The 13,850-nt window shown below is 54.6% G+C and carries 16 protein-coding genes; 8 read left to right on the top strand and 8 right to left on the bottom strand.

Features of this window, described 5'->3' with window-relative positions:
* Positions 1-124 precede the first annotated feature (124 nt).
* Both WG219_02965 and WG219_02960 read left to right on the top strand, forming a co-directional pair.
* The gene (locus tag WG219_02965) at positions 125-1,543 is read left to right on the top strand and encodes a peptidoglycan DD-metalloendopeptidase family protein (protein ID WXL26466.1); all 1,419 of its coding nucleotides are present in this window, start codon (positions 125-127) and stop codon (positions 1,541-1,543) included.
* Between the two features lie 2 nt (positions 1,544-1,545).
* Entirely contained in the window at positions 1,546-2,637 is a 1,092-nt protein-coding gene (locus tag WG219_02960) for an anhydro-N-acetylmuramic acid kinase (protein WXL26465.1), read from the top strand.
* A 53-nt stretch (positions 2,638-2,690) separates the two neighbouring features.
* On the opposite strand, the gene erpA is transcribed toward WG219_02960, so the two are convergent.
* The 4 genes from erpA to argC form a co-directional block, all read right to left on the bottom strand.
* Entirely contained in the window at positions 2,691-3,041 is a 351-nt protein-coding gene (gene erpA, locus WG219_02955) for an iron-sulfur cluster insertion protein ErpA (protein ID WXL26464.1), read from the bottom strand.
* A gap of 75 nt (positions 3,042-3,116) precedes the next feature.
* Positions 3,117-3,524, bottom strand: a complete 408-nt coding sequence (locus tag WG219_02950; protein WXL26463.1) for a polymer-forming cytoskeletal protein — start codon at positions 3,522-3,524, stop codon at positions 3,117-3,119.
* A gap of 14 nt (positions 3,525-3,538) precedes the next feature.
* Positions 3,539-4,246: a DUF6776 family protein gene (locus WG219_02945; GenBank protein WXL26462.1), complete on the bottom strand. Its 708-nt coding sequence runs from the start codon at positions 4,244-4,246 to the stop codon at positions 3,539-3,541.
* On the bottom strand, positions 4,246-5,280 hold the full coding sequence (argC, locus tag WG219_02940; GenBank protein WXL26461.1) for an N-acetyl-gamma-glutamyl-phosphate reductase: 1,035 nt from the start codon (positions 5,278-5,280) through the stop codon (positions 4,246-4,248). The genes WG219_02945 and argC overlap by 1 nt, the downstream gene beginning before the upstream one ends.
* Before the next feature lie 137 nt (positions 5,281-5,417).
* On the opposite strand from argC, the gene hemJ reads away from it, so the two are divergent.
* The 5 genes from hemJ to coq7 all read left to right on the top strand — a co-directional run bounded on the left by hemJ (position 5,418) and on the right by coq7 (position 9,730).
* Entirely contained in the window at positions 5,418-5,846 is a 429-nt protein-coding gene (gene hemJ, locus WG219_02935) for a protoporphyrinogen oxidase HemJ (protein WXL26460.1), read from the top strand.
* A gap of 23 nt (positions 5,847-5,869) precedes the next feature.
* The gene (locus tag WG219_02930) at positions 5,870-6,829 is read left to right on the top strand and encodes a nitronate monooxygenase family protein (GenBank protein ID WXL26459.1); all 960 of its coding nucleotides are present in this window, start codon (positions 5,870-5,872) and stop codon (positions 6,827-6,829) included.
* 232 nt (positions 6,830-7,061) lie between these two features.
* Complete coding sequence (locus tag WG219_02925) at positions 7,062-8,018, top strand: DUF805 domain-containing protein (GenBank protein WXL26458.1); 957 nt, start codon at positions 7,062-7,064, stop codon at positions 8,016-8,018.
* 144 nt (positions 8,019-8,162) lie between these two features.
* Positions 8,163-8,954, top strand: coding sequence for an SDR family oxidoreductase (locus WG219_02920; protein ID WXL26457.1), 792 nt, complete (start codon positions 8,163-8,165; stop codon positions 8,952-8,954).
* Positions 8,955-9,082: 128 nt separating this feature from the next.
* The gene (gene coq7, locus WG219_02915) at positions 9,083-9,730 is read left to right on the top strand and encodes a 2-polyprenyl-3-methyl-6-methoxy-1,4-benzoquinone monooxygenase (GenBank protein WXL26456.1); all 648 of its coding nucleotides are present in this window, start codon (positions 9,083-9,085) and stop codon (positions 9,728-9,730) included.
* Positions 9,731-9,791: 61 nt separating this feature from the next.
* Here coq7 and WG219_02910 read toward each other — a convergent pair whose 3' ends face one another.
* Positions 9,792-10,217: an OsmC family protein gene (locus WG219_02910; protein WXL26455.1), complete on the bottom strand. Its 426-nt coding sequence runs from the start codon at positions 10,215-10,217 to the stop codon at positions 9,792-9,794.
* Positions 10,218-10,440: 223 nt separating this feature from the next.
* Here WG219_02910 and crp point away from each other — a divergent pair, with 223 nt between their 5' ends.
* Entirely contained in the window at positions 10,441-11,085 is a 645-nt protein-coding gene (gene crp / locus WG219_02905) for a cAMP-activated global transcriptional regulator CRP (GenBank protein WXL26454.1), read from the top strand.
* Between the two features lie 59 nt (positions 11,086-11,144).
* On the opposite strand, the gene trpC is transcribed toward crp, so the two are convergent.
* The 3 genes from trpC to WG219_02890 are packed head-to-tail and all read right to left on the bottom strand — an operon-like array spanning position 11,145 to position 13,620.
* The gene (gene trpC, locus WG219_02900; GenBank protein WXL26453.1) at positions 11,145-11,981 is read right to left on the bottom strand and encodes an indole-3-glycerol phosphate synthase TrpC; all 837 of its coding nucleotides are present in this window, start codon (positions 11,979-11,981) and stop codon (positions 11,145-11,147) included.
* On the bottom strand, positions 11,978-13,027 hold the full coding sequence (gene trpD, locus WG219_02895; protein WXL26452.1) for an anthranilate phosphoribosyltransferase: 1,050 nt from the start codon (positions 13,025-13,027) through the stop codon (positions 11,978-11,980). The genes trpC and trpD overlap by 4 nt, the downstream gene beginning before the upstream one ends.
* On the bottom strand, positions 13,027-13,620 hold the full coding sequence (locus tag WG219_02890) for an aminodeoxychorismate/anthranilate synthase component II (protein ID WXL26451.1): 594 nt from the start codon (positions 13,618-13,620) through the stop codon (positions 13,027-13,029). The genes trpD and WG219_02890 overlap by 1 nt, the downstream gene beginning before the upstream one ends.
* Positions 13,621-13,850 lie beyond the last annotated feature (230 nt).

Genomic DNA, 13,850 nt, shown 5'->3' with positions numbered 1-13,850 from the left:
ATTTGCGGAACCGCAGGGTTGCTTAGCATACGTTTTGGTTATATTTTATACAGTTACTGCATTTTCATCATATTGTTTATCTTTTTTTCTTTTCATTTTCTCTTTCACATTCAGAACGCAGCTTATGACCTCATCAACTAAAGCGCCGCCTATATATCCCAAAAGCCATATTCTGGCGGCCAGTGGTGTCGCCGCCCTCCTGAGCCTGGCACTACTGGTTTTCCCATCCCGCGAAGTAGAAGCAAAACGTACTTTCCTCAACCTTGAACTGGATAACGCAGCCGAGTACTCCGAAAGCCAGGAACAACCCCAAGCAAGCAAAGAGCTCAGCCTTCACAAAGCAGAATCACCTTTTCCCGAAACCGCTGAGCCCGCTAGCGCCAAAGTCGACGAGCCCATTGCCGAATCTGAAGAGGCTGCAGAGGAGCCTAGCGACCCACTGCGCCGTGTCGTACAAGTAGAGAACGGGGACACTCTTTCAACCGTATTTGCCAAAGTTGGACTGGGCGCGACAACGCTTCACGACGTTATCAACAGCAGCAAGGACGCCAAATCGCTTACCCGCCTGAAAGCCGGCCAAAAGCTTGAATTCACCCTCACTCAGGATGGTCAACTCGAAAGCCTGAAGAGCCAACTGAGTGATCTTGAGCATGTATCCCTGAGCAAGACCGAGAAGGGCTATGAGTTCAAGCGCGACCTGGCGAAGCCAGAGACTGAAAAAACCTATGCCCGCGGCGTGATTGATAGCTCCCTGTTCAGATCAGCACAGCGCGCCGGACTCTCGCATAACCTGACCATTGAGCTGGCCAACATCTTTGGCTACGACATCGACTTCGCCATGGATATTCGCCAAGGCGATGAATTCGAGGTCATCTATGAGAAGAAGATCGTAAACGGCAAACAAGTGGGCACCGGCAATATTCTCTCTGCCCGCTTTACCAACCGTGGCAAACCTTACACAGCAGTGCGCTATACCAATCGCCAAGGCACCACCAGTTACTACAATGCCAATGGTGAGAGCATGCGCAAGGCATTTATCCGCACCCCTGTGGACTTTGCTCGGATCAGCTCGCGCTTCTCCAATGGCCGCCGCCACCCGATCCTGAACAAAATCCGCGCCCATAAAGGTGTGGATTATGCAGCTCCTCGCGGCACACCGATCAAAGCAGCAGGTGATGGCCGTGTGATGCTGGCGGGTCGCAACGGTGGTTACGGCAATACCGTAATCATTCAGCACGGTCAGCGCTATCGCACTCTTTATGCCCACATGAACGGTTTTGCGCGCGGCATCCGTAATGGCGTCAACGTTAAGCAAGGCCAAGTCATCGGATATATCGGCACAACAGGCCTGTCCACAGGACCTCATCTTCACTATGAGTTCCAGGTTAACGGTGTACACGTTGATCCGCTCAGCCAACGTCTGCCGATGTCTGACCCCATCGCACAAAGCGAAAAGGCTCGGTTTATGCAGATGAGCAAACCACTGATGGCACGTATGGATAAAGAAAAAGCCACCATGCTCGCCATGAATAACCGTCAGTAATCATGCCTCTATACATTGGCGTAATGTCTGGGACCAGTCTGGACGGACTGGACATTGCGCTGATCAGGCAGACTGATCAGACCCACCTTATCGGCAGCTGCTATCTGGCGATGCCAGAGCAGCTCCGCGATCAACTCCTTGCGCTGTGCGCCTCAGGCCCTGACGAAATTGCCCGAGCGGCCCTCGCCGAACAGCAGTGGGCACAACTAGCAGCCAAGGGCATCCATCAACTCCTGTCGGAACAGCAGCTGCACCCAGCTGATATCAGAGCCATCGGCAGTCACGGACAAACCGTGCGCCACGAACCGGCTCGTGGATTTACCGTACAGATAGCCAACTCCGCGCTCTTGGCAGAGCTGACGGGGATTACTGTGGTCAGTGATTTCCGGCGCAGAGATCTAGCCGCTGGCGGCCAGGGGGCGCCACTGGTTCCAGCCTTTCACGAGGCCCTTTTCGCCAGCCCCAACAGCTCTCGGGCCATACTCAACGTAGGTGGATTCAGCAATATCAGCCTGCTTGACCCAGCGCATACAGCCTCTGGTTTTGACTGTGGCCCTGGAAATGTCTTGATGGATAGCTGGATACAGCGACACAAAGGTGTCGGGTACGATAAGTCTGGACAGTGGGCTGCTTCCGGCAACGTTGTCCCGGAACTGCTACAGCAGATGCTGGACGATCCGTTCTTCCATACAACCGGCCCCAAAAGCACAGGTCGCGAGCTGTTCAATCTCGCCTGGCTAGATCAGCACCTCGCCAATTTTCATGGCGTGGAAGCTGTTGATGTCCAAGCCACACTGCTCGAACTCACCGCTGTCAGCGTGGCTAACTCGCTACGCAATGTACAAAAGCAGACCGATCTTCTACTTGTATGCGGTGGCGGTGCTCACAATCAGCGCCTGATGCAGCGACTAGGCCAATTGCTGCCTGGCTGCCAGGTCAGCAGTACCGATGATTACGGTGTACCTGCGGACTGGGTGGAGGCAATGGCATTCGCCTGGCTTGCCCATTGCTGCCTAGAGGGTATCCCGGCAAACCGCCCCAGCGTAACCGGCGCCAAAGGTCTACGCATTCTCGGCGCGATTTACCCGGCCTAAATACCGCAAACAAAAACGCCGCAATGAATGCGGCGTTTTTATTGGGACTGATATCAGATCGAGAACGAGGAACCACAGCCACAGGTGGTGGTGGCGTTGGGATTCTTAATAACGAATCGAGAACCTTCGAGCCCTTCCTGATAATCGACTTCCGCACCAACCAGATACTGAAAGCTCATTGGATCGACTACCAAGCTCACACCTTCGCGCTCAACGATGGTGTCGTCGTCCGCCACGTCCTCATCAAAAGTGAAGCCGTATTGGAATCCTGAGCATCCGCCGCCCGTGACAAACACACGCAACTTCAGACGCGGATTGCCTTCCTCACTGACCAAGGTTTTTACCTTGTTGGCTGCCCCTTCTGTAAAAAGCAGAGGGGTGGGGGTGAATGATTCAACGCTCATGCTGATTAACTCCCGGCGCTAGGGCCATACTGCGTTCTGCTTCACATTATCCGCTTACCCTAGAAAAGCGGTCAACTATTCTCCGTCGACGCGATGCGGCAACTCCAACGGTCGCGGCTCATCATGCATACGACAAAGCTGGCCTTCGACTTGCGCCCCCATAGCCATTTCCATCACACCGTAGTGGAGATTACCTTTGATTCGGGCTTTGGCTCCCAGCTCCAGGTGCTGAATGGCGTAGATATCACCCAGGACCTCACCGTCAACAATGATATGGGGGGCCTTTACCTCACCTTCAACACGACCATTGGCACTAATACGTACCATGCCATCCACCGCCTGCAAATTACCTCTGACTGTACCGTCAACCTGCACAGCGCCCTCAAAACGCAACTCACCATGCAGTTCTGCTCCGACAGCCAATAAGCTGGTCTTACCTGCGTAGCGCTGCAAATCCGGACCGGATTTACCTTTATTCCACATTTATAAAATTACCCTTACTTTTTCCAGTCAAACGTCTGAACAACGCTACTCTGACCCTTGATCTCGGCTTTGATAATGACCTTTTCCGCGTCAAAACCCACCGGCAGCTGCATTTCGGCAAACTGAGCTGCTTCAGGCACAGCCAGAAAATGCCGGAAGGAAAACTCAACGGGCTCCCCCTGACTGCCTGCTATGCCATCGACGAGTTCAGCTAGTGAGAGGGTTTGCGCTTTTCCGTCGTGCTTGCCCGATACCGAAATGTGCAACCGTCCTTGAAGCGGTTTATCTCCTTTGCCAAGGCGGTTTAGGAGCACTTTATACCGGTATCGCCCCTCAGATTCTGTTGGTAAGAGCTCAAATGCTTTGATATTGAGGACTTCTTGCCGACTCTCTGGCGCAACCACACCTTTGTAGAAAGCCAGATCCTGTTGCTGCTTATAGATTTGCTCTTCCAACAGTTTGATGGTGAGTCGACTCTGTTCATTGGCTTGCAGACTCAACTGCTCGGCACTCTTGAGCACCACCATCTGTTGCCGTAACTCTTCAAGCTCTTGTTCGAGCTGGTCTATTTGCTGGGCATCTCCTGAAGCCCCCGAGCGTCCTTGCTGCCACTCACTACCAGCCCAAAAAGCCAGCGGAATGCTGATAAACAGCACTCCGCTAAACAAGATCGCGCGTTTGCTACGCCGAGGATTGGCCGGTAAAACCTCCCAGCCACTCATCAGGGAAGCAGTGCAGCGTGTCCAAGGCCGGCACGCTCATCCAGGCCAAAGAGGATGTTCATATTCTGAACTGCCTGACCGGAAGCGCCTTTGACCAGGTTGTCGATTACGGAAAGAACCACTACCAGATCACCATCCTGCGGACGATGTACAGCAATACGGCACACGTTGGCGCCTCGCACACTGCGAGTCTCTGGGTGGCTGCCAGCGGGCATTACGTCAACAAAAGGCTCATTGGCGTAACGCTGCTCGTATAGCGCTTGCAAATCGACCGAACGATCGACCACGGTTGCATACACAGTGGCATGGATGCCACGAATCATCGGAGTCAGATGAGGCACAAAAGTCAGGCCGACATCCTTACCCGCTGCACGGCGCAAGCCTTGACGGATCTCAGGCAAATGACGATGCCCTTTAACCCCATAGGCCTTCATGCTCTCTCCCGCCTCACTGAACAAAGAGCCGACGCTGGCGCCACGGCCTGCTCCGCTAACCCCGGATTTGCAGTCGGCAATCAATTGTGCGGTATCCGCGATACCGGCCTCCAATAACGGGATCAAAGCCAGTTGAGTTGCAGTTGGATAGCATCCGGGCACTGCAATAAGGCGAGCCTGCTTAATGGCTTCACGGTTAACCTCCGGCAAACCATAGACGGCCTCCGGGAGCAGATCCGGTGCACCATGGGGCTGGTTGTACCACTTGGACCATTCTTCGGCGTCTTGCAGGCGGAAGTCTGCCGACAGATCAATCACTTTAGTGCCAGTGGCCAGCAGCTCACCCGCCAGCGCATGGGCCACGCCATGGGGGGTAGCGAAGAACACCACATCGCATGCCCCCAGTGTCGCCACATCTGGAACGCTGAACGCCAGATTGTCGTAATGACCGCGCAGGTTCGGATACATCTCGTCGACGCGTACACCCGCCTCGGAACGTGAGGTGATGACCTCAACCTGAGCCTGCGGGTGCTGCGCCAGCAGACGCAGCAATTCGACACCGGTGTAACCCGTGCCGCCGACGATACCGACCTTGATCATTGAATGCCCCTTATGAGCTGGGATGGAAAACTGTTGATGATAAAGCCGCCATGGCCACGGGCCAAATTTTACTGCCGGATGACGCAACAAACACAGCACACTACTATCGCAGATCAGTTTCCGTATCGAGGTTCACTATGCTCTATCTGTGGCTCAAGGCCCTGCACATTATCGCCATGGTCTGTTGGTTTGCCGGGCTGTTTTACCTACCACGACTTTTCGTGTACCACGCCATGAGCACGGATGAGATCAGCCATCAGCGTTTCTGCACCATGGAGCGTAAGCTCTACCGTGGGATCATGTGGCCATCCATGATTTTGACCCTGGCGATGGGCGCTTGGTTGATCAGCCTTAACCCCAGCTATTACTTCAGCCAGGGCTGGATGCACGCAAAACTGACGCTGGTGGCGCTGCTGGTGGTGTACCAGCTGTTCTGTGGTGCTCAGGTCAAAGCCTTCGCTACGGGCAATAATCAACGCGGCCATGTGTTTTTCCGCTGGTTCAATGAGGCGCCTGTACTAGCCCTGTTAGGGATCGTAATACTGGTTGTAGTGCGCCCTTTCTAACTTAACGGCTAAAGGACTGCTCCATGACGCTGCCCACACTGCTTAAAAACAAACTGCGCCTGCCCATTGTGGCGGCTCCCATGTTTCTGGTTTCTGATCCTCAACTGGTGAGCGCATGCTGTAACAATGGCATCGTCGGCAGTTTCCCCGCCCTGAATCAGCGCGAAAGCAGTGGATTTCGGGAATGGCTGGAGCAAATCAACGCCAATTTAAAGGAAGATGCCGCACCGTATGCCGTCAATCTGATCGTGCACGGTACTAACCCACGCCTACAGGCTGACTTGCAGATATGCGTTGAGCAACGTGTGCCGATCGTCATCACCAGCCTGGGCGCAGTAAAAGATGTGGTCGATGCGGTTCACAGTTATGGCGGACTGGTTTTCCACGATGTCACCACGCGCCGCCATGCTGAGAAGGCGGCTGAGGCCGGTGTCGATGGCCTGATTGCCGTTGCCGCTGGGGCCGGTGGGCATGCCGGCACCTGGAGCCCGTTTGCGCTGATCGCAGAGATCCGTCAGTTCTTCGACAAAACTCTGCTCCTGGCCGGTTGCATTAATCAGGGTCACGAGGTGTTGGCAGCACAGTTAATGGGAGCCGACCTCGCGTACATGGGCACACGCCTGATCGCCACCCACCTGAATGGCGCTTCGGACGCCTACAAGCAAATGATTATTGAGGCTAAGGCCGCCGATATCATCCACACCCCGGCAGTATCGGGTGTACCGGCTAGCTTCATGCGGCAGAGTTTGGAGCAGGCCGGGTACGATCTGGCACAACTGCAAAACAAAGCTGATATCAATTATGGGGACAAACTCAAACCCATGAATGATGAAGCCAAGGCTTGGAAGACTGTCTGGTCTGCGGGACAAGGCGTTGGCAACATCACTGACATCCCTAGTATTCAGACGTTGATAGAACGCCTTGACCATGAATACCGCGCAGCCCTGCAGCGCACCCAGCTGTTTACCCATACGCTACGGTAAAACGAGTGACCAAACCGATAGTGTGGGCGAGGCAAGCGATTCAGACTTCGCCCCACTAATTAGCGCGATGTACCTAACTGTTTGAAGAGTGCAGAACCTTTGAGTCCACTGCTTCTCCTGCAGGGATGTCAACCCGCAAAGAACAAAGAAAGACGGTACAGCCCTTGTTTGAGCCTCTACCCGACAGATAGTCTTTAATCTTTCACTCCTGACATACCCAAGGATGCACGGCATGACAGATACCCGATACAAGATTGTCTTCTCAGGCGAAGTATTGCCGGGTCATGACCTTAATACGGTTAAAGATAACTTGGTCAGACTGTTCAAAAGCGATCTTGATCGCATCAATACATTGTTTAAGGGCGGCGCGGTTGAGATCAAACGCGATCTTGACGAAGCCGAAGCCAAACAATATTTCAATGCCCTGCAAAAAGCCGGTGCGCAGGTCACGATTGAACGGGATATAAGCGCCAGCCTGACCTTGGTTGAAACCGAAGACCATCCAGCGCCAAGCTCCGCGCCAGTGGCAGCAGCGCAGATGACCTGTCCTAAATGCGGTCACCAACAAGCTGCCAGCTCTGAGTGCGCTGCATGTGGCATCATCATTGAAAAATACCTCGCCCGTCATTCACAGCTGGAACAAACCAAGTCTGTTTCTGCCGAACAACCCGCAACTCCGTATGCCCCCCCTAAGTCGGCGGTGAGCGAAAACCTGCCTGAGTTCGGCACACTCAAAGTATTCACAACAGACGGACGCATCGGCCGCTTACGTTACTTGGCCTGGTCGATGGTCATGGCGCTGGCATTCGTTCCAGCCATCGGCATTTTTGCTGGCTTGTTTGCTGCTGGCGATGGCACTGGTGTGCTGTCGGTTATCGTGGGCGTGATCGGGCTAGTGGGCATGCTGGTGGTATCCGTCATGATCGGCGTCCAACGGATACATGACATAGGCTGGTCGGGCTGGCTCATATTACTGAATCTGGTGCCCGCCATCGGTGGTGTGTTCTCACTGCTCATGTTTCTTGTTCCGGGCAGCACCGAGGCGAACCGCTACGGGCCGCCACCACCGCCAAACAGCACCGCAGTCAAAGTACTGGCCGCACTCTGGGTAGTTTTCATCATTGGCGGCATTCTCGCGGCGATCCTGATCCCCAGCTACATGGCCTACATCGACTCGGCAGTGAAATAACATCACCTTTAACTACCGCAGGTAGGCACAATAGCAGCCTGCGGTAGCCCCCCTCATGGCAACCTCCAGCCACTGCAAAAGTTTCAGCGCACACGTATCTTATGTAACAGGCCTGCACCCGGGACAACCCTCAGGAGAACCCCAATGGCTCACTTCGCTCTCATCACCGGCGCATCCAGTGGTATCGGCCTTGCTTTGGCTGAGGCCTTGGCCCGCCGCGGGCGCAACCTGATTCTGGTTGCCCGGCAGCGTGACGCACTGGAGAGTATCGCCTGTGAGTTGAGCCAGCGTTTCTCCGTGCAAGTCCTCTTTCACACCTGCGACCTGAGCCAACCGCTACAAGTAACTGGCCTTCTGCTCGAACTTGAGCAAGGCGCACATAGTATCGACCTGCTGATAAACAATGCAGGCATAGGCACCTCCGGCAGTTTCGTCAGCCAGGATTGGGGGCAGGAGCAACGCTTGATCGAACTGAATGTCCTGGCGCTTGCGCGCTTGTGCCACTCCATCGGTGGAATTATGGCTGGGCAAGGACACGGTCAAATCCTCAACATTGCCTCTGTTGCAGCGTTTCAGCCAGGCCCCGGAATGAGTAACTACTACGCGAGCAAGGCTTATGTACTGAGTCTGTCTGAGGGGCTACGAGAGGACCTAAAGCCCTACGGCGTTAAAGTCTCCGTACTGTGTCCCGGCCCAACCCAAAGCGCCTTCTTCCGCACAGCCAACATGAGTGTCAAAGGGCTGCAAGGTACTAAGCTGATGATGAGCCCCGAGGAGGTCGCGTTAATCACAGTTAAAGCACTGGATAAAAACAAAGCCATCATCATTCCAGGTTGGCGCAATCGTATGCTGACGCTGATACCGCGGTTCCTGCCACGCAGCTTGATGCGAGTTGCCAGCGGCAAGATCAACAAACGCTTCATCAGACGCAACTGAACGGGCTGGCAAAGATGCCTATTACCCCAAGTAGCGACTGCTCTGCCCTCGGAGCGAGGCTGATCCTGATCAAACCGATGGGCAAGGATTGAGGTAAACTGACTGCCTAGTTATCGCCGGAGGTCCATATGGCCAGCGAACGCCACTTCTCACCTGTCGACCGCTTGTTGCTACAAGCCGACACTGCCCTGCGTACCTTGCTGCCGTTCAGCGGCCAGCCAACCCGCCAATCTCCAGCCTTTGCGCAGCCCGAGTCGGAGCTGGATGCTAAGCAAACCAAACATATTGCGGGCCTGATGCGGATCAACCACACCGGTGAGGTCTGTGCCCAAGCGCTGTATCAAGGCCAAGCGCTGACCGCCAAGCTTCCGGAAATACGCGAAGCCATGGAACATGCCGCCGATGAGGAAATTGATCATCTGGCTTGGTGTGAACAACGGATTCGCCAACTGGGCAGCCAACCGAGTGTGCTTAACCCTCTGTTCTACGGTTTGTCATTTGGAATTGGCGCCGCTGCGGGGCTGATCAGTGACCGAGTCAGTCTCGGCTTTGTCGCGGCGACGGAAGATCAGGTAGTTAAACACCTGGATGAGCACCTGGAACAGATTCCTGAAGAGGACCAGAAATCCCGGGCTATTCTCGAACAAATGCGCATCGATGAGCAGCAACACTCGACCAATGCGCTCGATGCAGGCGGTCTGCGCTTCCCTGCTCCAGTGAAGTTCGGCATGAGCCTTCTGGCCAAGGTTATGACCAAAAGCACCTATCGAATTTAGCACCAAAGTAACAAAAAGCGCCTAATGGGCGCTTTTTGTTAGCAAATAGGCAATATCCTAGTTATTCACCCAGCTCTACAATTTCGTAACTATGGGTGATTTCAACACCAGCACGTCCAAGCATAATGGACGCCGAACAATATTTTTCTGCAGACAGATCCACTGCACGCTTAACCTGTGCTTCTTTCAGGCTGCGACCTTTGACTACAAAATGCAGATGGATCTTGGTGAACACTTTGGGTTCCTGATCTGCACGCTCGGCCTCAAGAAACGCCTCACAGCTTTCAACAGCCTGACGCGACTTTTTCAAGATGCTGACAACATCAAAATTGCTGCACCCGCCGAGGCCGATCAACACCATTTCCATGGGACGAACGCCAAGGTTACGGCCACCACTCTCAGGAGGGCCATCCATTACAACAGCGTGACCGCTACCCGATTCGCCTATAAACAGGGCCTCACCCGCCCACTGAATACGCGCTTTCATCTCTCCGGCTCCGCTGTTTGAAAAAAGGAGGAAAGCTTAGCACAGCACTTTTAAAAATTTTCCAACGGCTAAATCACTATCAAGATGTTAGCTGGGTCGCAATTCCACAGCAGGTACCAAGGGGTTCGCTTAAGCTCAGCACCGATTGCTGGCACACTTGGTCACATAAGAACTAGAACGACAGCCGCTTACGGCACATTTTTTATACATTCGGGATTCGGGCATGGTAGCTATTACCCTTACACCTAAAATTAAAAATCTCGACAAGCTTCTTGCTCATTGTCATCGCCGCCGTTACACAGCCAAAAGCACCATCATTTATGCAGGCGATCGTTGCGAGACGCTGTTTTTCATCATCAAGGGTTCGGTCACCATCCTGATCGAAGACGATGACGGTCGGGAGATGATCATTGCGTACCTCAATGCAGGCGACTTCTTTGGGGAGATGGGCCTGTTTGAGAAAGAAGGAACCGAGAAAGAACGCAGCGCCTGGGTTCGTGCCAAAACTGAGTGCGAAGTAGCCGAGCTGAGTTACACCAAATTCCGTGAGCTCACCCAACAGGATCCGGACATTCTTTATGCGCTGGGCAGCCAGATGGCAGAGCGCTTGCGCAACACCACACGCAAAGTGGGCGATCTGGCTTTCCTTGACGTGACCGGACGTGTTGCACGCACCCTGCTGGATCTGTGCAAACAGCCTGATGCGATGACTCACCCTGACGGCATGCAAATCAAGATTACCCGCCAGGAGATCGGCCGTATTGTCGGTTGCTCGCGGGAGATGGTCGGCCGCGTACTGAAATCCCTTGAAGAACAGGGTTTAGTGCACGTTAAAGGGAAAACCATGGTGGTATTTGGAACACGCTAAATATTCCCAGACATTAAAAAGCCGACCCGGATGGTCGGCTTTTTTTTGCCCTGAGCAGGTCAGTCAACGTCTGGCACGTTGATAGCGCGATGGCGCTCCGGGAAGAACAGCCGCTCCAACTCGGCCCCTGGGTTGTCGGCCCGCATAAAGGCCTCACCGACAAGGAAGGCATAGACGTCACTGATTTGCATCAGCTCGACATCGGCACGGTTGAGGATACCGCTCTCGGTTACCACCAGCCGGTCACGAGGGACACGCGGCAGCAGGTCGAGTGTGGTATCCAGGCTCAGTTCAAAGGTGTGCAGATTGCGGTTGTTGATACCCAGCAGCGGCGTGTCCAACGTATTCAAGGCACGCTCCAGCTCATCGCCGTCATGTACTTCCACCAGTACATCCAGATTGAAAGCTTTGGCTGTGGCAGCCAGCTCGGCCATCTGGGCATCTTCCAGAGCGGCGACGATCAGCAGTACGCAGTCGGCCCCAAGCGCGCGGGCCTCGACGATCTGATACGGATCGATCATGAAGTCCTTACGGATGACCGGAAGCGAGCAGGCACTGCGGGCCTCTTGCAAATAGCGGTCTGAGCCCTGAAAGAAGTCGATGTCGGTGAGCACCGACAGGCAGGTCGCTCCGCCCGCTTCGTAACTTTTGGCAATCTCGGCAGGCACGAAGTCCTCACGCAGAATACCTTTACTCGGCGAAGCCTTCTTGACCTCCGCAATTACAGCGGGCTTTTTGCTGTGGGCCTGATTAATCAGCGCCTGAGCAAAACCACGGGCCGGATCGGCAGTCCTAGCCTGTTGCTCCAGCTCCGCCAGGCTGACAATGGCGCGGCGGGCCGCAACTTCTTCAGCCTTACGGGCCAGAATTTTTTCCAGAACAGTTGGAATACTCACCTGGCATTCTCCTCTTTGAATACACAAGTAAAGGACGCCAGTTCAGTCAGCTTTTCCCAGGCCAAGCCTGTGTGCAAAGCATCGTGCGCCAGAGCCACGCCCTCTTTTAGCGAACTGGCGATATCGGCAGCATACAGAGCAGCGCCTGCATTAAGCACTATCATATCTGCCCCCTTCTGCCCTGCCTCCGTCTTACGACGAGTCAATGCATCGCGGATCAGCGCCAGCGACGCCTCCGAGCTGTCCACAGACAGCCCTACAAGGCTCTGGCTTTTCAGGCCGACATCTTCTGGCAGCACTTCATACTCAGTGATTTCACCATTTTTCAGCTCCGCTACGTAGGTGGCTGAGGCCAGGCTGAACTCGTCCAGACCATCACGGGAGTGCACAACCAGAATGTGCTTGCTGCCCAGACGCTTGAGCACTTCGGCCAGCGGTCGGCACAGGGCCTGATTGAATACACCGACTACCTGATGTTTGACACCCGCTGGGTTAGTCAGCGGGCCGAGCATATTGAAAATGGTACGCAGGCCCAGGTCACGACGCGGAATGGCCGCGTGTTTCATCGCCGAATGATGGACCTGAGCGAACATAAAACCCACGCCGACATTCTCAATGCAGCGCTTCACCTGCTCGGCATCTAGGTTGAGGTAAACACCTGCGGCTTCAAGCAGATCGGCACTGCCGCTCTTACCGGAGACAGCACGGTTGCCGTGCTTGGCCACTTTGCCTCCGGCGGCCGCCACCACAAAGCTCGCGGCAGTCGACACGTTGAAGATGTTGGCACCATCACCGCCGGTGCCCACCACATCCACCACATTATCAAGGCTGGAAAGCTCAACCTTGCTAGCCAATTCGCGCATCACCGAAACCGCACCGACGATTTCGTCGATGGTTTCGCTCTTCATGCGCATGCCCATCAGGAACGCGCCAATCTGCGCGTCGCTGCATTGGCCGGTCATGATTTCGCGCATCACGCTTTGCATTTCTTCGGTGGTTAGATCCAGTTGATTGACCACACGGTTCAGGGCTTGCTTGATATCCATCAGCGCACGCCTCCTTGTTGTTTGAGAAAGTTGGCAAAAAGTTCGTGGCCCTGCTCAGTCAGGATCGACTCTGGATGAAACTGCACGCCCTCGATGTGGAGGGTCTTGTGGCGCAGGCCCATGATTTCATCCACTGAACCATCGTCATGCTGAGTCCAGGCGGTGATTTCCAAACAGTCCGGCAGGGTTTCACGCTTAACCACGAGTGAGTGGTAGCGAGTGACGGTCAGCGGATTGTTCAGGCCTGTGAACACACCCTGATCCCGATGGAATACCGGGCTGGTTTTACCGTGCATGGCCTGACGCGCACGCACTACATCGCCGCCAAAGGCCTGACCAATGCTCTGGTGGCCCAGGCACACGCCCAGAATCGGCAGTTTGCCAGCAAAATGCAGGATTGCTTCGATAGAAACGCCCGCCTCGGTGGGTGTGCAAGGGCCAGGAGAGACCACAATGCGTTCGGGTTTGAGCGCTTCGATTTCAGCGATGGTCAGTTCGTCGTTGCGGATGACATGAACGTCAGCGCCCAACTCACCGAGGTACTGCACGACGTTGTAGGTAAAGGAGTCGTAGTTATCGATCATTAACAGCATATCAATCCCAACCTTTTGATTTTAAGGTCAATCAGGGCATTAAGCAGAATAGAGCAGCGCTTAGTGAGAACAGCGGAAACAGGCCATCGCTCCGCCAGCCATGTGCCTGGCAGCGAACGGTACAGCTGGGGGAGTAATGTGATCATGTGGCCTTCTCCTAGGGGTTGGAGCCGCCACACCGGTGAGCTATGTAAATCCTGAAACCTGCTTGCCGATGATGGCGGCAGGGT

Origin of the sequence: Pseudomonas mendocina (assembly GCA_037482215.1) — a bacterium.
In the GTDB taxonomy this organism is placed as follows: domain Bacteria; phylum Pseudomonadota; class Gammaproteobacteria; order Pseudomonadales; family Pseudomonadaceae; genus Aquipseudomonas; species Aquipseudomonas mendocina_E.
The sequence above is the reverse complement of the archived record's forward strand: the minus strand, read 5'-3'. Positions and strand labels throughout refer to the sequence as shown.